This is a genomic window from Larkinella humicola (assembly GCF_008727875.1).
Taxonomy (GTDB): domain Bacteria; phylum Bacteroidota; class Bacteroidia; order Cytophagales; family Spirosomataceae; genus Larkinella; species Larkinella humicola.
In genome coordinates this window covers 135,246-155,788 of sequence record NZ_VTWS01000001.1, presented here as the reverse complement: position 1 = coordinate 155,788, position 20,543 = coordinate 135,246, and the positions used below count along the sequence as shown (strand labels likewise).

Sequence of the window (20,543 nt, the reverse complement as noted above, 5' to 3'; positions counted from 1 at the left end):
TACCGATATGCGTATTGCCATATTGTCAACCAATTCCGACCTGTATTCCACCCGGCGGTTGGTACAGGCTGCCGAGCAGCACGGACACGAACCCGTTGTGATCGACCACCTGCGGTGTCAGGTGATGATTGAAGGCGGAAAACCCGAAGTTCTCTACAAAGGCCAGCCACTGGAACAAATTGACGCCATTGTACCGCGTATCGGGGCTTCCGTTACCGACTACGGCTGCGCGGTGGTTCGTCAGTTTGAGATGATGAAAGTGTTCACAACGGCTCGTTCCCAGGCCATCACCCGTTCCCGAAACAAACTGCGGAGTTTGCAGGTATTGTCGAAAGCAGGGGTGGGGTTGCCCAAAACCGTGTTTGCCAAACACCCGAAAGACGTCGATCAACTGATTGCGCTGGTGGGTGGTCCGCCGGTGGTGATCAAACTGCTCGAAGGCACGCAGGGGCTGGGCGTGGTGCTGGCCGAAACCGCCAAAACCGCCAAATCGACGATCGAAGCGTTTTATGGCCTGAAAGCGAATGTTTTGATTCAGGAGTACATCGCCGAGGCCAAAGGGGCCGATATCCGGGCGTTCGTCGTGGGCGGGCGCGTGGTGGGGGCCATGAAACGCCAGGGCAAGGAAGGCGAATTTCGGTCCAACCTGCACCGGGGCGGTTCCGGTCAGGCGGTTTTGCTGACGCCCGACGAGGAATGGACGGCGGTCAATGCCGCCAAAGCCCTGGGCTTGCGGGTGGCCGGGGTCGATATGCTGCAATCGCAGCGGGGGCCGCTGGTGCTGGAAGTCAACTCATCGCCGGGGCTGGAAGGCATCGAAAAAACGACGGGGATCGACATCGCCGGTCAGATTGTGGACTTCATCGAGGAGAAAATTCCGACGGATGAAAACGATACGGTGGGGGTGTGAAGAAGATGAATGATAAACGTAAAATATCGAATGCTAGATGTAAAAGTTGAAACCAGCGGGCGAATCACTTTTACATTCAGCATTCGATATTTTACATTTATCATTCCTTTAACTACCGTCTCTTTGGTACATTTGCCGGCATGAAAATAAAAATTGGAACGCGCAGCAGTCGGCTGGCACTTTGGCAGGCCTATTACATTCAGGATCTGCTGAAAGCGGCTGAGGTCGAGTCGGAACTGGTGCTGATCGAAACCAAAGGCGACCAGATTCTGGATCGGTCCCTATCGAAAATTGGCAGCAAAGGCGTTTTTACGCAGGAACTGGAAGACCAGCTTCGCGCCGGTACCATCGACATTGCCGTCCACAGTGCCAAAGACCTGCAATCGTCCCTGCCAAACGATCTGGCAATTATTGCCTTCACGGAGCGCGAACGGGTCAACGATGTGCTGGTGAGCCACGACAAAAGCCTGTCGCTGACTGGTGGCCGGGAGTTTGTCGTCGGCACCTCCTCGACGCGCCGGGTGGCCATGCTGAAGCATTTCTGTCCGCACATTACCACCGTCGACATGCGCGGCAACCTGCAAACCCGCCTGCGAAAACTGGAAGAGGGGCACTGCGACGCGCTGCTGCTGGCCTATGCGGGGGTTCACCGGATGGAATACGACGACATGATTGCCGAATACCTGCCGACGCAGGATTTTACGCCCGCCGTGGGGCAGGGCAGCGTGGCCATCGAAGCGGCTGCCAGCCTGCCGATCGACAAACTCAATGCCGTTCGTCAACTCACCAACCACGCGCCCACCGAAGCCTGTCTGAAAGCCGAGCGGGCCTTTTTGCGGAGACTCGAAGGCGGTTGCAGCATCCCGGTTTTTGGGCTGGCCACTTTGCAGGATGAAACACTGACGCTGACCGGTGGCGTTGTGAGTCTGGACGGCCAGGAGCTGTTGCGGGAACAATTCAGCGGGCCGTTGGCGGATGCCGAACAGATTGGGCACGATCTGGCGGAAAGTTTATTAGCCAAAGGCGGGGACGAAATTTTGCGGGCAGTTCGCCAAAACTTGTAACTTGTCGGCTCAAGCCATCTGCCACCGTTTCCCATGATTAAAATTGCCCAAACCGAAGCCGATCTTCGCCGTTGTCTGCCCGCTCTGGTGACCCTGCGGCCGCATTTGACCGAAGAACAGGCCCTCCGACAGATATTTTTGTTGCAGGAAGAGGACCGCTACGTGGTCGCTTTCGTCGATCATTCGGATCAGAATCCGTCCGAAACCGTAGCCCCGGCGGCCATTGGCTACCGTTATATGAACCTGCTTTTCAGCGGTAAAACCCTGTACATCGATGACTTGTCGACCCTGCCCGACCAGCGCGGAAAAGGCTACGCCAGCCAGTTGCTCGACTTCGTGATCGACGAAGCCCGCAAAGCCGGTTGTGTGGCCGTCACGCTCGATTCGGGCCACAAGCCCGAACGGTACGATGCCCACCGGCTGTATCTGAACAAGCGGTTTAACATTGTCAGTCACCACTTTGCGTTGAAATTGTAATAAAATTGCCCCCAACCCCCTGAAGGCCGGGCGGCCGGTGCCGGGCTTCAGCATCCGAATTTATAAAGCCCCCTTTAGGGGGTTGGGGGCGAGCAAACCAACACACCACGTATGCGGCTATTTGCTTTCCTTATTTGCCTCCTGATAACCGGCTCGGTTCTGGGCAAGAAACCTTCCAAACGCAAGGATTATTTGGTGACGATCCAGACGGATTTTGGCGTCATGCGGTTGATTCTGTACGACCAGACGCCGAAGCATAAGGCGAATTTTATCAAGCTCACCCAGGAAAAGTTCTACAACGGGTTGCTGTTTCACCGGATCATCCAGAATTTTATGATTCAGGGGGGCGACCCGAACTCCCGGACGGCCCAGGCCGACCAGATGCTGGGCAATGGTGACGTGGGCTATACCGTACCGGCCGAATTTGTGCCGGAATTGTTTCACAAAAAAGGAGCACTGGCAGCAGCCCGCGATAACAACCCCGAAAAAGCATCGAGCGGATGCCAGTTTTACGTGGTGCAGGGTCGGGTTTGGGATGATGAAAACTTTCAGAAACAAACCGAGCGCATCACGCAACTGAAAGGACGACAACCAACCGACGCTCAAAAACAAGTATACAAGACGTTGGGCGGAACCCCGCATCTGGACGGGAACTACACGGTTTTCGGCGAGGTTATTGACGGCCTGGCCGTGGTGGACAGCGTGGCCAAACAACCCGCCAATCCACTCAACCGCCCCCTGAAAGACCTTCGCATGACGGTTTCGGGCGAGTGGATGAAGAAGAAAAAAATTACGAAACAGTTTGGGTATACCTATCGGAAGTAATTGAATGTTATGAAAAAACGAATTCTTATTACCGGTTCCAACGGCCTTCTCGGACAGAAGTTAGTCGATCTCTTGACTCAACAACCGGAGGTGGAACTCATTGCCACGGCGCGCGGAGCCAACCGGCTGCCGGAGTCAGATCGGTATTTCTACCAACCGATGGACATTACCGACCGCCAACAGGTGCTGGCGGTAATCGGCGAAACCAAACCGGATGTGGTGATTCATACGGCGGCCATGACCAACGTGGATCAGTGTGAGTCGGAGAAAGACGCCTGTTGGGCGCAGAACGTGAAAGCCGTCGAGTATCTGGTGGAAGCCTGCCGCAGCAACGATAGCTTCCTGTTACACGTTTCGACGGATTTTATCTTCGACGGAGCCGCCGGTCCGTATACCGAAGAAGCCGAAGCCAACCCGATCAGTTTCTACGGCTGGAGCAAATATGCCGCCGAAAAAGCCGTTATTCATTCAGGTATTCGCTGGGCCATCGCCCGGACGGTTCTGGTCTACGGCATTGCCCACGACATGAGCCGGAGTAACATTATTCTGTGGGTGAAGAAATCGCTGGAAGACGGAAAGACGATCAAAGTGGTGACCGATCAGTGGCGCACGCCAACGCTGGCCGAAGATCTGGCCCTCGGCTGCTGGCTCATTGCCGAACAGAAAGCAGAAGGTATTTATAACATTTCCGGGAAAGATTTTCTGAATCCCTACGAAATGGCCATCAAAACCGCCGATTATTTTAACCTCGATAAGTCGCTCATCACTAAGGCCGATTCGTCGACGTTTTCGCAACCCGCCAAACGCCCCCCGCGCACCGGTTTTGTGCTGGACAAACCGCGTCGGGTGTTGGGATACGAACCCAAAAGTTTTGAAGAAGGCATTGCGGTTCTGGCCGCGCAGATTTAAAATCGGTTTACGGTATTCGGTAGCTGACGTGTGCTTGCCTGGATGCGTCAGCCACCGAATACCGAATACCGTAAACCGAATACCGTAATCCCTAAACCCCTTCCTGAATCGTATGAAATGGATCCTGTTTTTTGTTCTTGCCGTCGTTTCCCTGAACGGTCTGGCGCAATTACCGGCTGCGGGCAAACGCATCAGCGGCCCCGTTACCACGAAGCGCGGCATCGTCCTGAAAGCGGGGGATTCGGTTCGGTTTGGGAAGGGCGGCTTGCCTTCGGGGGCTTATCAGCATGCCTATCTTTCGTTTGACAAATTTGGACAAAAAGAGGCCGCGCTGGAAGAAGGGTATGCCTTCAAATACGCGACCATCAGAGAGTTTCGGGAGGTTGGAACGGGCGCTGATAAACGGTTAGTGGTGCTGGTTCGGCCAAAAGGAGGCATCAGTGTCAACTTCAGAGCCATCGATATCGAGCCGGCGATGGAGACCAAAGAAGTCATTTCAATCAACGGTACGGCAATCAGCAAGCTGGTTGCGAAGAAGCCGATTTAAGCCCACTCCATGCACCGCCGGGTGAAAAACCGCCCACGATTGATTGCGCAAGGGTTATCCGGTATATTGCGTCCCGGTATCAACCACTAGTTTCTGTGAAAGCGAAGGAAACGGTTTTCAAGTCGGTCGTCGGGGCGATGGGGATTCTGCTGCTCAGCTACGGCTTTTTGCTGTGGCAGCGAAAAGCAACGGCTCCACCAGCCGATATGAAATTGTATTTTTCGGTTTCTACACAACTGTCTGAAGGGAAAATACCGTACCGCGATTTTACCGTCGAATACCCGCCATTGGCTCTGTTGCCGCTGGTAATTCCGCACCTGCTTACGGCTGGCATGACGCTCGATTACCGGGCGTATTCCTTGCTGTATCTACTGGAAACCTTTCTATTGCTGCTGCTGATTGCCTTCACGGTACAACGAGTGGCCCGGTTTTGGCCCGAATCATTATCTCCCTGGCGGCTTCTGGCGGTTTATTTACTGTTGGTCATCCTGAGTAAAGATTTTGTATTCTGGCGGTATGATCTCTTTCCGGCCTGGCTGACCTTACTGGCCTTCCTGGCGGTTTTAAAGAAGCAACCCCTGCTGGCCGGTATTTGGGTAGGAATGGCCATCATGGCTAAATTATATCCGGTTATACTGGTGCCGGTTCTGCTGGTATATTACCTGGCCGGGCAGCACTACCGGGCGTCGGTGCGGCTGGTGGCCGGAACGGGTCTTGCGGTCGCGCTGGTACTGCTGCCGGTTGTATTTCTGTCGGGTAGTCAGGTATTTTCCTTTCTAACGTATCACCAGTTGCGGGGACTGCACATCGAAAGTGTGGCCGGAGGCTTGGTCTTGCTGGGCCATTTAACGGATTTATCGCGGGTCAGCACTGAATTTAACTACGGCGCTTTTCACCTGAAGGCCAGTGGGGTCGAGTCGGTTTTGAAAGCCTTACCGGGAATCTTTCTGGCGGGTTTTAGCGGGCTTCTGGCGCTTGGCTGGTTCCGGTTCCGGCGTGAATACGGGCAGACCGGAACGGTTTCGGCGGACAGTCTGCTTCGGTTTTTGCTGGGCGCTTTGCTGGTTTTTATCAGTACCAACAAGGTGTTTTCGCCCCAATACCTGATCTGGTTACTTCCGTTTGTGCTCTTTCTACCCGTTAAACCGATCGCCTGGATGGGCTTTATTTTCTTACTGACCACGCTGGTTTACCCGGTTTTTTATCCCCAACTGGTTGATCCCACGGTTTTTGGCGTTTTGCTGCTGACGGCGCGGAATGGATTTTTCCTCTTTTTTTTCGTCCACGTTGTACGGAAAAGCCGCCCCTCTTCATCCTTACAGAATCTTTCCCCAACAGCCTTGCCGAATGGGTAGTCTGCCGCCGGGAGGAGCCGATTCTACATTTTTGCTGATTAATAATACTTTATTTCGGGATTGGGTGGGCTCGCTTGCGTCTACGCAGGAAATCCAATAAGATTGCCGTCTGTAAAAGTCTTCTTTGCTATACCTATGTCTCTTCGTATCAGCACGTACCGGTGGGGCCGTCGAATGAGCCAGACTGGCGGGTTTTTTCTGGCGGGCCTGTTCCTGATCGGATCAACGGGTCGAAAACCCAACGAAACGCCGGGCTTTCAGGTACCGGACGGTTTTACCATCGAACGGGTGGTGGCGCCGGATTTGCTGTCCTACCCCATGTTCGCCAGCTTCGATGGCGCAGGCCGTCTTTTTGTGTTTGAGTCAACCGGCCCCAATGCCATGGGGACCGAAAAGATGCTGGCCGAACCGTCGTATCACATTCGCCTGTTGGAAGATGCCGACGAGGACGGCCAGTTTGAAAAAAGCCGGATTTTTGCCAAAAATATCCCGTTTCCCAAAGGTGGGATATTTTACCAGGGTAGCCTGTATGTGGCCGAATCGCCCAATCTGGTGAAGTATACAGATACAAACAACGATGGCGTTTCGGACCAAAAAGACGTGATCCTGACGGGTTGGACGCTGCACGCCAACGGGGCCACGCTGGGCGGTCCTTTTTTCGGCCCGGATGGCTGGCTTTACCTGACCGACGCCCGCCGGGGCTTTTCGATTACCACCAAAGAGGGCAAGGTTCTGAAAGGAAAAAGTGCCCGGATCTGGCGTTGCCGCCCCGACGGAACCGGCCTGGAGTCGATGGCGGGGGGCGGTTTTGATAATTCGATTGAAATTGCCTTTCTGCCGTCGGGTGAAACCATCGGAACCATGACCTATTTTGTCGATCCGCAGGATGGGCAGCGCGACGCCCTCATGCACTGGGTGGAAGGCGGCACATACCCCAAACCGAACCCAGTCATCGCCGAAGATGGCCTGAAACTGACCGGCGAGCTGATGCCGACGATGACCAAAATGCCCCGCGTCGCGCCATCCGGCATCATGCGCTACCGGGGTGCCGGGTTTGGGGCGGCCTATCAGAATAATTTGTTCAATGCCGAATTCAATACCGGACGAATCATGCGGCATAGCCTTTCGCCCGACGGAGCCACGTTCAAAACGGTGGATGACGTCTTTTTGAAGTCGTTCAGCGCCGATTCGCACCCGACGGATGTGCTTCAGGATGCCGACGGCAGTATGCTGATGGTGGTTACGGGCGGCTGGTTCATCGAAGGTTGCCCGCTTTCACGCGTTGCTAAACCGGATGTTCAGGGCGGTATTTACCGCATCCGCAAAACCGGTACGCCCAAGCCAAGTGATGCGTGGGGCAAAAAACTCGCACTGGCCAAACAGACTCCCCAAACCCTACTGAACTACCTCACGGATACCCGGCTGGCCGTCCGCGACAACGCGATGGAGCAACTGATCCAACGCGGAAATGCGGCTGTCAACCCCCTTCTCATGGTTTTTCCTGCCTTAAAAGACGAGGAGTTGCGGGCATCGGCAGTTTTTGCCTTGTCCCGAATCAATACGCCTGCGGCCTGGAATGGCGTTCATAAAGCACTGACGGATCGGAGTAGCGTTGTTCGTACGGCAGCCGTTCGGGCGCTGGGATTGCACAAAGACCGGATGGCCGTGGACAAACTCATCGCCTTGATGCAGAAGGATGCGCTGCCGGTTCGTCGCCAGGCGGCCACGGCCCTGGGGCAGATCGGCGATCAAAAAGCCGTCCCGGCCTTGCTGAACGTAGCCGCGAGCAACACCGACCGGTTTGTCGGACACGCCATCGTTCATTCACTCATTACGCTCAGGAATACGGAACTGCTGGTCAGGGCGCTGGAAAATCCGTCTTCGAAAATCCGCGTTGCGGCCCTGATTGCGTTGGATCAGATGGACGGTGCTCCGCTTCAAAAAATGCATCTGGCCGCAGCCCTGGCCGCCCGGGAGACGGATTTCCAGAAAACCGGTATCTGGGTGGCGTCTCATCACCCGGAATGGTCGGACATCGTCATCGGTTTTCTGGAAAAAAAACTGAAGGACGGGACGCTCTCGGATGCCGACGCCGGTTCGGTGCGGGAACTGATGCTGACCTTTAGCAAGGAACCCGCGCTGCAGCACTTTCTGGCCGCGCAACTGGCAAGTGCGGCCACAACCTCCGCCCGAAAGGGTTTGCTGCTGGAGGTCATGGCAAAATGTACGTTGAAGAAACTGCCGGACGCGTGGGTGGAAGAGCTGGGGAATCAACTCCGGAGTAACGATGAGCGGGTGCTTTCCCAGGTACTGGGGCTGATTGAATCCCGGCGTATCCAGGTGCTGAATCCGCACCTGGACCGGATCGTTCAGGCCGAAAAGACGCCCGTTGGCTTCCGGCTGAAAGCCCTGAGCGCGCGGATCATGTCGTCGCCGGGCCTGACCGATCCGGAGTTTCAGCGCTTGCTGACGTACCTCGGCCCATCGTTTGACTCGCCGGTGCGCCAGCAGGCGGTGCGGCTCCTGAACCACGCTGAACTGACCAATGATCAGCTTCTGGTGATCGCCCGCACCCAAATCGGGAAGACGGACGCCTTCCTGTTACCGCCCCTGCTGAGCGCCTTTGAAGGAAACCGGGATGAGCGGGTCGGCCAGGAACTCATCACGGCCCTGCAAGCGGTTTCGGGGCGGCTGGACAATGTACCGGAGCAGGATTTTCAAAACCTGTTGAAACCGTTTCCCGCTTCGGTGCAAGCCCAGGCTGCCCCGCTGCTCGTCAAGCTAAAATCGCTGCATGCGGAGCGGTTGGAGCACCTGCAAAACCTGGAAGCCCGGTTGACAGGGGGCGATGTGGGCGAAGGCCGGAAACTGTTTTACGGCAAGGCGTCGTGTTCTACCTGCCATGCCGTGGGAGCCGAAGGAGGGCGTTTTGGCCCCGACCTGACCAACATCGGTGAAATCCGTTCCCAGCACGACATTCTGGAAGCCATTGTGTACCCGAGCGCCAGCTTTGCCCGCGAGTATGAAACGTTCCGGGTGGTCACGAAAACCACGTCGTATACGGGCATTCTCAAGGAACAGCTTCCGGAGTCGGTCGTGATTGAACTGGGGCCTGCCCCCGGTGTACGAATTGCCCGTTCGGAGATCACCGCCATCGAACCGCAGACGTTGTCGATGATGCCGCCGGGCCTGGACCAGCAACTGAATCCGACCGAAATGGCCCATCTGATCGCTTTTCTCAACGCGCTGCCCTACCGGCTGGACCGGATGATTCAGGCCAGTCAGAAAAAATAAAACCGGAATCTGTTCCTGATGAAAGTGAGAATGACGCTTTCTGCCCCTAAATCCCCTGAAGGGGACTTGTAGCATCCTGAAGGTTTCGCGTCCAAGTCCCCTTCAGGGGATTTAGGGGCAGAAAGCATAAAAAACACCTTGAAAATGAGGGGCTTGAATTTTTTAGTTCTGGCGGTGATCATCGCCCTGTTGGTTGCCACGGGCGACGCAACGGCTCAATCGGCGCGGTCGAAAACCGTCAAACTATTCAACGGAAAAAACCTGAAGGGGTGGTACGTCTTTATTGAAAAACGGGGACGGGAGAATGATGTTAAAAAGGTCTTTACGGTACACGACGGACTGATTCACGTCTCGGGCGAAGAATATGGCAGCATCATTACCAACAAGGCGTACGAGAATTATACGCTGACGGTGGAATTCAAATGGGGAGACAGAACCTATGCACCCCGGGAAGACCGCGCGCGGGACAATGGCATCCTGTTGCATTCCACCGGGCCGGATGGCGGGTACCGCGGAATCTGGATGCGTTCCATCGAATGCCAGCTCATCGAGGGCGGGTCGGGTGATTTTCTGGTGGTGGGCGATGGCAGTGAGAACTACGCCCTGACGGCCACCGTAGCACCCAAACAGGAAGGCCGGGGAAATGTATACTCCCCATCGGGTGCGCCCCTGACCATCCACAGCGGCCGGATTGACTGGTTCGACCGGGATCCGGCCTGGAAGGATGTCAAGGGGTTTCGGGGTGCCAAAGACCTCGAAAAACCGCTTGGCGAGTGGAACACGATGGTTTGCGTGGCCGAGGGCGACACGGTTTCGATTTACCTGAACGGGACGCTGGTCAACCAGGCTACCCAGGTGAAACCCGCGAAAGGTCGCATCCAGATTCAATCCGAGGGTGCCGAGCTATTCGTTAGAAAAGTAGAACTTGTTCCTTTACGAAGGAAATAACGCTTGCCTAAAACCGATTAACCGAAACCGTTATGTCTGATCAGTCAACCTCTTTGCGTGTCCTGGTGGTGGGATGCGGAAACATGGGGTCATCCCACGCCCAAGCCTATCACCGGCTGGATGGCTTTGAAATCTGTGGCATTGTCTCTACCGGAAAAAGTAAGGAAGTTTTAAATGAAAAACTGGGGGGCGGTTTTACCCTTTTCAGTGATTTTGAAGAAGCTCTGGAGCAGACCAAACCGGATGCGGTGTGTATCTCGACCTACCCGGACACGCACGAGGCATTTGCCGTCAAGTCGTTTGAGGCCGGGTGCCATGTTTTTATCGAAAAACCGGTGGCCGACTCGGTGGCCGGGGCTGAGCGGGTGGTGGAAGCCGCCGTGAAAGCGGGTAAGAAACTGGTGGTCGGCTACATTTTACGCCATCACCCGTCTTGGGAGAAATTTGTCGGCCTGTCGCATGAACTTGGAAAACCGCTGGTGATGCGGATGAACCTGAACCAGCAAAGCGAAACCACCATGTGGACCCTGCACCGGAACCTGATGAAAAGCCTGAGCCCGATTGTGGACTGCGGGGTACATTACATCGATGTGATGTGCCAGATGACGCGTTCCAAACCGGTTCAGGTCTACGCCATCGGTGCCCGGCTGACGGACGAAATACCGGCGGGTAACTACAATTACGGCCAACTCCAGATCCGGTTTGCAGACGGGTCGGTGGGCTGGTACGAAGCCGGTTGGGGCCCCATGATCAGCGAAACGGCGTTTTTCGTCAAAGATGTTTTCGGGCCGAAGGGCAGTGTTTCCATCGTGGCCAAAGAAGCCGGGGGCGCTGGTAAATCGTCGTCCATCGAAGCCCATACCAAAACGGAATCCATCCGGTTTCACCATGCAGACCTGGACGCCAGCGAGCGGTTTGCGAAACCGGATGAGTGGATTAATCTGGAGGACGAACCTGATCATCAGGAGCTTTGTAACCGGGAGCAGCGGTATTTTCTGAAATCAATCCGGGAAGATATCGACCTGACCGATCACATGCAGGATGCCGTCAACAGCCTTCGGATCGCCTTTGCCTGCGATGAATCGGTGCGAACCGGTCAGGTTGTTATCCTGTAAAAGCCCGGCTTGGGTGAAATTTCGTGCCAGAATTAAGGAGGAAAAAGTAGTCTGTTGTCTGAAACCGGAATACCTTTAGGCCGTTTGTGCCGCGCTTTTGCGTCGGTATCCGGTTGAACCACTAGATTTTAGCTAATGACCCCAATTCCGCAAGAAATCCCGGTCGGCATCGTTGGCCTTGGGCTGATGGGATGCAGCATTACCACCTGTTTATTGATTGCCGGTCATCCCGTCGTTGCGGTGGCTCCGATTCCCGTTGACATGGTTACCGCCCTGCCCCGGATCAAAGAACACCTCGAACGGTCGTATCAGAAAGGACTGATTACGAATCAGCCTGAATTGTACCTGGAAAACCTGATTCTGACGGAGGACTACGAACAACTCCGGCCCGCCCGGCTGGTCATTGAATGTACCATCGAAGACCGGGGGATTAAGGAATCGGTATACCAGAAAGTGGAACGGGTGATCGCTTCCGATGCGCTGCTGGCGAGCAACACCTCGGCCATTCCGATCAGTGTGCTTCAGAAACTGACCCAGCACCCGGAGCGGTTTTTTGGATTGCATTGGGCCGAACCGGCGCATACGACCCGGTTTCTGGAAATCATCTGCGGAGACAGCAGTGCGGTTTCCCGGGGCGAATACCTCTATGAACTGGCCCACTTCTGGGGCAAGGAACCGATCCTGGTTCGCAAGGATATAGCCGGTTTTATCACCAATCGCCTGATGTATGCCATGTACCGGGAAGCCATCAGCCTGGTCGAAAACGGCTACGCGACGGTGGAGGATGTCGACCGTTCCTGCCGCAACAATGCGGGCTATTTCATGACGCTGGTGGGGGTTTTCCGCTGGATGGATTTGACGGGCGTTCCGGCCTACCATACCGTCATGAAAGACCTGTTGCCCACGCTCAACAACAGTACGGAAGTGCCGAAACTGATCGACGACATCGTAAAAAGCGGAGGGCGGGGAGTCGCCAATGCACACGGTTTTTATGACTATACGCCGGAAGAAGCCCGGCTTTGGGAGGAAACGTTTACGGAATTTAGTTACAAAATCCGTGAAATCGCCTTGCAGTATCCGGCTGATTATGTGAAGCAAAAAATGAAAGAGAAAGAGGATTCGGTGTAGAAACGATTTCAGGATTGCAAAAAACGAATATCGAATAAAAAATGATGAATGTTAAATGTAAAAGGGGCTTCCAATCCAGTACTTCTACATTTAACATTCATCATTTTTCATTCGATATTCATCCTTCTCTGTTCCTGGAAGAGAAATGAAATCCTGAACGGATTCTTCATTTCCCCTGTATTTCTAAAAATTAGCTCTTCGTCGCCGTAGGCTCCGCCGGATGGCCGGGGTCCGTTTCCTGCGGTTGCGGCCCCCAGTGCTGTCGTCCGCGGCCGAATCCGCGCGGGCCGCACCCGCCTTTCCATTGTTCCTTCATTTGCTGCTTGAACTGCTGACGTTCTTCGGGCGTCATGTTCTGCCAGCGGTTCGACATTTTCTCGCGCCAGTAAGCGTGTCTCGGGTGACCGTAGGGACCACCGCCCCAGCCGCTACCGCCCCACCGTCGGCCACCCCAGCCCCCGCGAAAACCGACCAGAATCCGGCTCAGCAGGAGCAGGCCCAACGCCTGAACGAAGGTGATCGTCGGGCCGGCAAACAGCACCGGCACCAGCCAGTTCCAGAGACTTGATACGGCCCAGCCAGCCGCCGTTACAAAAATGACAGCGAATAACAGGCCGCCGACTACGCGTTTAATCCAAAATAGTTTCATGGTAATAAATGGTTGTAATGGTTTGATGGTTGAAGGGTTGTTTCAACCGCATTATTGTTGGAGCGATTTCTCGGTTTTTGAGGGATGCTCATACGGCTGGCAAACGGCGGCATGGTGGCGGTCAAAACCGTGTTGCCCGCGCCAGTGTCCGCCATGCCCACCGCCGAAGCCAAAACCGCCCACCAGCAGTCTGGTCAGAAACAGCAGGCCCAGCGCCTGGACGAACCGGATTTTCGGCCCGTTAAAAACCGAGGGCACCAGCCAGTTCCACAGCCGCATGACGACCAGCGTGACCAGCATGAAGAGAGCAATTCCGAGGGCTAAAAAGCCAATTCCTTTTAAAATCAACAGAGGTTCCATTGTCGTTGTGTTTAGTTCATGATCCATTCTTCGTATAAGCCCCGCAGGCGTTCCCGCAGATACAGAATCGCATAGCGTTTGCGCGACAGTAGCGTGTTGATCGGAATACCGGTTTCGTCGGCCATGTCCCGAAAGCTCTGTCCGTCGATCTCGTGCCGGATAAATACCTCGCGTTGTTCGGCGGGTAGCTCCGAAACCGCTTCCATGACGGCTTCCATCATCGCTTCCCGCATCAGCATCTCGTCGGCGGTCAAGTCGTTGGCGGGCAGCAAACTGGCCATCAGCAGCGGTTCGCCATCGTCGTCGGCATAGCCCCTGGATTGATCTTCCAGCGAAACCGTCCGCTTTTTCCGGTACCAGTCGATGATTTTCCGCCGGGCCACCGCAAACAACCACCCGGCCAGATGCTCGATGGGCTGCGTCAGCGGTTCCGTGGGCGACGGCAGTTGCGTCCGGCGGTCGATTTCGGCCCAGTCCATCAGCACATCCTGCAACAGGTCTTCGGCATCCTCGCGCGTCGGGAGCCGTCGACGGATAAAATCCAGCAGGCGGGGGCGTTCGCGCTGAACCGCCCGGGCCGCCCCGTCGGGTGGCCGGGAATCGGAACCGGAATGATCCGATCCTTTCGGGTTGATGGGGACAGACAGCGCTACGTTTCTCATACACCAGGGAAGTCGGATGAAAACAGCGGATATTGTATCACCAGTGCCTGAAGTCCTTAAAAATGGATAAGTGGCGCAATGGACCCGACGAAAGGTCGTTTAAGGCTTGGGAGTAAAGAAGTTAGACGAGTAACAAGAGGCTGAAAGGACGTTTTTTTGAGCCTCCTGTCACCTGTCTCAGCGCTTTGGTCGCGAACGAAAAAAGAAAAATGCCGCATCCATTTCATTTCTACCGGTTTTTTGGCAGATTCATGACCCGGATTCCGGATGACGTATTGGGGCATAACCGGTAAGACTATACGCTCTGGGGACCTTCCTTTTTCGGATGAAACCTGCCGAACGCCATACAAATAGCCGATCGATTGCCTATATTTGTCATGGATTATTCCGTTAGTTTTTTGAATCTCACTAATCTTTTACTCAATACAGTATGAACAGAAGAGATGCCTTGATGCGGGTTGCGGCCTTGATGGGAACCACCCTGACGCTGCCTGCACTCGCGGATACGCTCGAAGCCTCGGCCACCAGACGGGCCCTGAGCGGAAAGCCTCTGTTGTTTACGGCCGACCAGGACACGATGGTCGCTGAAATGACCGAAGTCATTATCCCCACGACCAGCACCCCCGGTGCGAAAGCCGCCAAAGTCAATGAAATCATTGACATTATCTTGAAAGACTGTTATCCGCAAAAAGATCAGAAGCAGTTTTTAGACGGACTGGCCCATACCAATGAGCTGAGTCAGGCTTCCTACAGCAAGAATTTCGTGGCGCTCGATGCCACGCAACGGACGGAGATCATGACGAAACTGCAGGCCGAAGCCGCCGAACAACGCAAGGCCATGGCTTCCATGCCCGCTGAAAAACGGTATACGCCCTTTTTCAATACGCTGAAATCCTTGACGCTGAACGGGTATTTTACGTCGGAAATTGGCGCCACCCAGGCCCTGGCTTACATTGCCGTTCCGGGCCGGTTCCAGGGGTGCATTGATCTGAAACCCGGCCAGAAAGCCTGGGCTACCTAATGTCGATGAACAAGGACGAATGGAAGGGTATCCGGTTCGTTCGTTATTTGGAGCTGCCTGAGCGGTCCCGGAAATTGTTCATTATCCATTTTATTCGTCATTAAAAAACATGAACCTTAACATAGATAGTATCAAAGCCACTACCTACGACGCCATTGTGGTCGGGTCGGGGATCAGCGGGGGATGGGCAGCGAAAGAGCTGACGGAGAAGGGTTTGAAAGTGCTGATGCTCGAACGGGGCGAAGACATCAAACACATCGAAGGGTATAAAACCGCCATGACCGACCCCTGGCAGTTTCCGCACCGGGGGCGGGTGACGTCGGAGATTGCCGAGGAACAGGCCGTTCAGGCCCGGACGGGCTACACGGTTTCGGAAGGAACCGCTTACCTGTTTGTCAACGATAAAGAAAATCCGTACCTGGAAGACAAGCGGTTCGACTGGATGCGCGGCTACCACACGGGTGGGCGTTCGCTGATGTGGGGCCGTCAGAGCTACCGCCTGGGCGATCTCGATTTCGAAGCCAACATCAAGGAAGGCGTGGGTGCCGACTGGCCGATTCGCTACAAAGACATTTCGCCCTGGTACGATTACGTCGAAAAATTCATTGGTGTCAGTGGTTCACGCGATGGTTTGCCGCAGTTGCCCGACGGGCAGTTTCAGCCGCCGATGGATATGTATTGCCTCGAAAAACACGTCAAAGGCGAGGTAGAGAAAAAATTCAAGGAGCGGACGATCACCATCGGCCGCGTGGCACACATCACCAAGCCTACGGCACAACAAAGCGCCCTGGGCCGGGCGCAGTGCCAATACCGGAACCTGTGTAGCCGGGGGTGTCCGTTCGGTGCGTATTTCAGCACGCAGTCGGCCACGCTGCCGGCGGCCATGAAAACCAAAAACCTGACGCTTCGGCCGCATTCCATCGTGACGTCGGTGATTTACGACGAAGCGAAGAAAAAAGCAACGGGCGTTCGGGTGGTCGATCAGTTGACAAAAGAAGAACTGACGTTCAACGCCAAAATTATTTTCCTCTGTGCCTCGTCCATGGCGTCGACGCAAATCCTGATGGCCTCGGTTTCCAACCGGTTTCCGAACGGTTTGGGCAACGAAAGCGGGGTGCTGGGTCACTACGTGATGGATCACCATTTTCGGGTGGGTGCCAGCGGTGTCTACGAAGGGTTTGGCGATAAATACTACTACGGTCGTCGGGCAAACGGGATTTATGTGCCCCGTTTCCGCAACCTGCCCGGCCAGGCAAAACGCGATTACCTGCGCGGATTTGGCTACCAGGGCGGTGCTTCACGCATGAACTGGGGCCGGGGTACGGCTTCCGAAGGTTTCGGAGCGGCCTTCAAAGACGAAATGACCAAACCGGGACCCTGGGCGATGAACCTCGGCGGCTTTGGCGAATGTCTGCCGTATTTCGAAAACAAAGTCGTGATCGACAAGTCGAAAACCGATAAGTATGGTCTGCCGGTACTGCGCTTCGATGCCGAGTTCAAGGAAAACGAAATGAAGATGCGCAAGGACATGGGCAACGATGCGGCTGAAATGCTCGAAACGGCGGGTCTGAAAAACGTGACCATCAACGATAACGGTTCGTGGCCGGGTCTGGGCATTCACGAAATGGGAACCGCCCGGATGGGGAATGATCCAAAGCAGTCGGTGCTGAACAAATTCAACCAGGTGCATTCCGTGAAAAACGTCTTCTGTACGGATGGCGCGTTCATGGTTTCGGCTTCGTGTGTCAACCCGTCGCTCACCTACATGGCCATGACCGCCCGCGCGGCCAACTACGCCGTGCAGGAGCTGAAGCGGCAAAACCTTTAGAGAGTTAAGAGTGAAGAGTGAAGAGTTAAAAATTAAGAGTAGAAACACATCGCGGCCTGTTTGGCCGATGGGGTTTACTTTAACTCTTAATTTTTAACTCTTAACTCTTCACTAATTTTTGCAACCCTTTCGGTATCAGCCTTGTCATATCGTTCAGAGCGTTGTCTCGACGGTGATATGTTTACATCCAGATTTTTTAGTACGGTATTGACGGTGGTATTGCTGGGCACAGTGGCTTGCGATCGAATCGCGCAGGATGCTGCACCCGGCCCCGACGGCGTGGATACGGAAGAAATAGAATATTATACCCTGCCCGACCAGCAGGTGGCGATTGACTTGACGTCCATTTCCGGCCTCAATTCGGTCACAACGCTGTACATTACCCAAACTCCGCGACTCGGTAATGCCCGATTCAGCGGCAGCGGTTTGCTGGTTTATACGCCTTATTCCACTTTTGTGGTGGGTGAAGACCAGTTTGCGGTCAGCACGGGCAAAGAAACCCGCCTTGCCCGGTCGTTTCGGATCAGTATGGCGGCCGACAGCAGCCGGATTCCGTGTAATGCCGGCCCGATTCCGGATTGGTACCGGACGGCCGAAAACCAGGCCATTACGGCTGATGTCCTGAAAAATGACCGGTTTTGTGATGCCACGGTTGATCTGGCTAGTCTGGCTGTCCAGCAGCAACCGGAGCATGGCAAAGTAACGGTCGAAAACGGAGAAATTAGTTATACGCCCGCGCCCGGTTTCAACGGGTTTGATTTTTTCTTTTACAAAGTAAAGGCTGTTTTCCCGCAAAAAACCCGCACATTCTTATGTCCGGTTCGGATTAGCGTCGGTGATCCGTATAAAGATTGTAAAATTCTGCTGAAAGACGAGCAGATCTACTGGAAACAATGGTTCATTACCGATTCACTGCGCATTCCGGTTCTGGCCAACGACCAGCTTTGCAAATCCCGGTATGACCTGCCGGTTACGATTGTCAAGGCCCCCGGTAAGGGCACGGCAAGGGTGTTGAAGAACAATACGGTATTGTATTTTCCGACAAACGGTTATACAGGGGAAGATGAATTTACGTACCGGCGTTGCGATGCCGGCGACTGTCAGGAAGCCACGGCCCGTATTTCGGTCACCGGTTCGGATGCCGACTGTGCGTTGACGGCACGCAATGACAATGGGCAGATTTCGGCCGCTATTTTGCCTACCGACCCCAAAAAGCGGATTGTTTACATTTATGCGTTGGGAAATGACCGCGTTTGTTCACCCTTACGAAGTATGACCATTACGGATAATCCATCGGGGGCCGCTTTAGAAGTCCTGCCAAACGGGGCTATTGTGTACCGGCCCTCCCTGGATTTCAGAGGAAGTTTTCAGTTTACTTATGAATTAACAGACGTGAAAAATAACAAGGCGTCGGCGACGGTAAATCTTGCCATTCAATGAAGTAGAAATGGTAACTTGGGTCGGTTTAAGGAAAAGTTGTAATTCGTACATACACCGTCGTCCTGAAGAAACTCTTTGTCTGAAATAGAATTGTTGCGGGCATGCCAGCGGCACGATGCGCGGGCTCAAACGGCTTTGTACGAACGTCACAAAGGCCGGATGATGGGCCTTTGCCGTCGCTATGCCCATTCTCGCCCGGAAGCGGAGGACATGTTTCAGGAAGGGTTTATCCGCATCTTCCAGCAAATTCATACCATCGAACAACCCGAGCGGTTGTTGAACTGGATGAAACGGGTGATGGTCAACACGGCCATTAACTGGTATCACAAGCACCACCACGAGCAGTCCGAAACCGATTACGACGAAGCCTGGGAAACCAGCAATACCGAGCATAACGACATTCTGGCCCGCATCTCAACGGAGGAATTGCTCACGCTGGTGCAGGACCTGGCCGATGGCTATCGCATGGTGTTCAACCTGTATGTCGTCGATGGGTACAGCCACCAGGAAATTGCCCGGATGCTGGGGATTTCGGAAGGGACCTCGAAGTCGCAACTGGCGCGGGCCAAAGACGTTTTAAAACAAAAGTTGAAGAAAATAGGGATTGTCAGCTATGGCAGCTACTGAAGAGGAGTGGGAACGGATTTTCCGGCAGCGACTCGAAAACGACGAGTCTGAACCGGCCGAAGACGCTCTGGAACGTATTTTAAGGGGATCAAAACCGCCATCGGCTGAAAAACCGGTGCGTCATGTGGGCCGGCGAATTGGCCTGGGTCTGGCCTTTCTGGGTATTCTGGTCCTGCTAACCGTTGGCATCCGGGAGTATACAGCCTCGTCGACAGGCACCGTTGCGCAATCACCGACGACGGGGAAAACTGTCCCAATAACGGAAACGGCGCGGACTACCCTTGCTTCTGAAAACCGTCCGATGGCCGGGAGTCGTATATCCCGAAACGGAAGGTCAGCCCGCGCGGCAGAAATCCTTCCCGACCCTGCCAGGATTCGGGGTGATGAATCATCGGTTTTCGCCCGGGCAACTGAAAAATTCCGGCGAAAACCGGATGGCTCAGGTTCGGAGTCACTGCGAAGGAATGAACAGAATACGAGTCTGAACATAGTCAATCAAACCGGAAGCGTACACAAAGAAAGAGTAAGTGAAGCCTATGACGTAAACGCTACGATCCCATCATCCAATCCGCAAACGCGTATTGATCCGCAAACCGAATCAGTTCTGACCTACGCATTGATAACCGGAAAGACGACCCGGCTGGTGTTTCCGGTTGCCACCTTACCTGCTGTTCATGCCCCGGCCAGGCAGCAGGCTCCCGGTATCGAACCAGAGTGGTTGACCGCCCGCCCATCTTTTTTCGCCAGTGTCATGCCCCTGTACACGTTCCGGGAGGTGACGCCTGTGCGACAGGATAATGTGGTGATGGAGAAAATCCGCCCGTCCACCGCATTGGGTGCCCGGACGGGTTTGCGGGTGCAGGCCGGGGCCGAATGGTCGCTGAACCGCAGGCTCAGTTTACGGGTTGGAGCGGTTTATCAGAAATTGCAGCAGGAAATGACCTACTCTGCCCGGGCGCTTCACTCGGATTCGACCAAAGTGGAGTGGGTCGATCAGCAAACCATCAAGCTAACCCCGCTGTACAAATCGGTGGAACACCGGGTAAAAACCGCCTGGCAATATGTGGCCCTGAGCGCAGACGGTCGGTGGCAGTTGAATCCGGGTCAGACGACGGGGCTGCGGCATTCGATGGCGATCGGAGGGAGTCTGGGTTATCTGGTCAGTGGCCGCTCCAGCCAACGCTGGCAGCCCTTTTTGCAGGCTTCCTACGGAATTGAGCGCCAGTTAACGGAGAAGTTGCGGTTGCAGGTTGAACCCGGAATTGTCTATAATCTCAACGCCATCAGTGATAACTCCCGTTGTTTCAGCGTCCGTCCCTACAGCTATGGTCTGGTAGTCGGATTACACTGGCAGCCTTAAACATGAACGGAGCCTTGTCCCGTT

General features: G+C 54.7%; 19 protein-coding genes. 16 read left to right on the top strand and 3 right to left on the bottom strand.

The genetic code is table 11. The features are described 5' to 3' along the window. Positions 1-7: 7 nt before the first annotated feature. The 11 genes from rimK to F0P93_RS00675 all read left to right on the top strand — a co-directional run bounded on the left by rimK (position 8) and on the right by F0P93_RS00675 (position 12,572). Positions 8-910, top strand: coding sequence for a 30S ribosomal protein S6--L-glutamate ligase (gene rimK / locus F0P93_RS00725; protein ID WP_150874474.1), 903 nt, complete (start codon positions 8-10; stop codon positions 908-910). A gap of 140 nt (positions 911-1,050) precedes the next feature. After that, positions 1,051-1,974: a hydroxymethylbilane synthase gene (gene hemC, locus F0P93_RS00720; protein ID WP_150874473.1), complete on the top strand. Its 924-nt coding sequence runs from the start codon at positions 1,051-1,053 to the stop codon at positions 1,972-1,974. A gap of 33 nt (positions 1,975-2,007) precedes the next feature. Beyond that, entirely contained in the window at positions 2,008-2,451 is a 444-nt protein-coding gene (locus F0P93_RS00715; RefSeq protein ID WP_150874472.1) for a GNAT family N-acetyltransferase, read from the top strand. Positions 2,452-2,562: 111 nt separating this feature from the next. Next, positions 2,563-3,276, top strand: a complete 714-nt coding sequence (locus tag F0P93_RS00710; RefSeq protein ID WP_150874471.1) for a peptidylprolyl isomerase — start codon at positions 2,563-2,565, stop codon at positions 3,274-3,276. 9 nt (positions 3,277-3,285) lie between these two features. Beyond that, positions 3,286-4,185, top strand: coding sequence for an SDR family oxidoreductase (locus F0P93_RS00705; protein ID WP_150874470.1), 900 nt, complete (start codon positions 3,286-3,288; stop codon positions 4,183-4,185). Positions 4,186-4,297: 112 nt separating this feature from the next. Next, positions 4,298-4,732, top strand: coding sequence for a hypothetical protein (locus F0P93_RS00700; RefSeq protein ID WP_150874469.1), 435 nt, complete (start codon positions 4,298-4,300; stop codon positions 4,730-4,732). 95 nt (positions 4,733-4,827) lie between these two features. Next, on the top strand, positions 4,828-6,087 hold the full coding sequence (locus tag F0P93_RS00695; protein WP_150874468.1) for a glycosyltransferase 87 family protein: 1,260 nt from the start codon (positions 4,828-4,830) through the stop codon (positions 6,085-6,087). Between the two features lie 135 nt (positions 6,088-6,222). Then, the gene (locus F0P93_RS00690) at positions 6,223-9,381 is read left to right on the top strand and encodes a PVC-type heme-binding CxxCH protein (RefSeq protein ID WP_150874467.1); all 3,159 of its coding nucleotides are present in this window, start codon (positions 6,223-6,225) and stop codon (positions 9,379-9,381) included. A gap of 153 nt (positions 9,382-9,534) precedes the next feature. Next, positions 9,535-10,329, top strand: a complete 795-nt coding sequence (locus F0P93_RS00685) for a 3-keto-disaccharide hydrolase (protein WP_225309318.1) — start codon at positions 9,535-9,537, stop codon at positions 10,327-10,329. 32 nt (positions 10,330-10,361) lie between these two features. Next, positions 10,362-11,444 (top strand): Gfo/Idh/MocA family protein, encoded by a 1,083-nt coding sequence (locus F0P93_RS00680; RefSeq protein WP_150874465.1) that lies wholly within the window; start codon positions 10,362-10,364, stop codon positions 11,442-11,444. A gap of 135 nt (positions 11,445-11,579) precedes the next feature. Further along, the gene (locus tag F0P93_RS00675) at positions 11,580-12,572 is read left to right on the top strand and encodes a 3-hydroxyacyl-CoA dehydrogenase family protein (RefSeq protein WP_150874464.1); all 993 of its coding nucleotides are present in this window, start codon (positions 11,580-11,582) and stop codon (positions 12,570-12,572) included. Between the two features lie 190 nt (positions 12,573-12,762). On the opposite strand, the gene F0P93_RS00670 is transcribed toward F0P93_RS00675, so the two are convergent. From F0P93_RS00670 to F0P93_RS00660, 3 genes are read right to left on the bottom strand one after another with little or no spacing between them, the layout of a single operon-like run. Then, positions 12,763-13,221, bottom strand: coding sequence for an HMG-box domain-containing protein (locus tag F0P93_RS00670; protein WP_225309317.1), 459 nt, complete (start codon positions 13,219-13,221; stop codon positions 12,763-12,765). A gap of 51 nt (positions 13,222-13,272) precedes the next feature. Next, complete coding sequence (locus F0P93_RS00665) at positions 13,273-13,581, bottom strand: hypothetical protein (protein ID WP_150874463.1); 309 nt, start codon at positions 13,579-13,581, stop codon at positions 13,273-13,275. 11 nt (positions 13,582-13,592) lie between these two features. Beyond that, positions 13,593-14,243 carry an RNA polymerase sigma factor gene (locus F0P93_RS00660; protein WP_150874462.1) on the bottom strand — a complete coding sequence of 217 codons (651 nt, stop codon included), beginning with the start codon at positions 14,241-14,243 and terminating at the stop codon, positions 13,593-13,595. Between the two features lie 430 nt (positions 14,244-14,673). Between F0P93_RS00660 and F0P93_RS00655 the strand changes: the two genes are divergently transcribed. From F0P93_RS00655 to F0P93_RS00635, 5 genes are all read left to right on the top strand, one after another. After that, positions 14,674-15,264 carry a gluconate 2-dehydrogenase subunit 3 family protein gene (locus F0P93_RS00655; protein WP_225309316.1) on the top strand — a complete coding sequence of 197 codons (591 nt, stop codon included), beginning with the start codon at positions 14,674-14,676 and terminating at the stop codon, positions 15,262-15,264. A 109-nt stretch (positions 15,265-15,373) separates the two neighbouring features. Continuing rightward, positions 15,374-17,092 (top strand): GMC oxidoreductase, encoded by a 1,719-nt coding sequence (locus tag F0P93_RS00650; RefSeq protein WP_114408106.1) that lies wholly within the window; start codon positions 15,374-15,376, stop codon positions 17,090-17,092. Positions 17,093-17,269: 177 nt separating this feature from the next. After that, entirely contained in the window at positions 17,270-18,532 is a 1,263-nt protein-coding gene (locus tag F0P93_RS00645; RefSeq protein WP_150874461.1) for an Ig-like domain-containing protein, read from the top strand. Positions 18,533-18,607: 75 nt separating this feature from the next. Next, the gene (locus F0P93_RS00640) at positions 18,608-19,159 is read left to right on the top strand and encodes an RNA polymerase sigma factor (RefSeq protein WP_150874460.1); all 552 of its coding nucleotides are present in this window, start codon (positions 18,608-18,610) and stop codon (positions 19,157-19,159) included. After that, positions 19,146-20,519 (top strand): hypothetical protein, encoded by a 1,374-nt coding sequence (locus F0P93_RS00635; RefSeq protein WP_150874459.1) that lies wholly within the window; start codon positions 19,146-19,148, stop codon positions 20,517-20,519. Before F0P93_RS00640 ends, F0P93_RS00635 begins: the two co-directional genes overlap by 14 nt. The last annotated feature ends 24 nt before the right edge of the window (positions 20,520-20,543 follow it).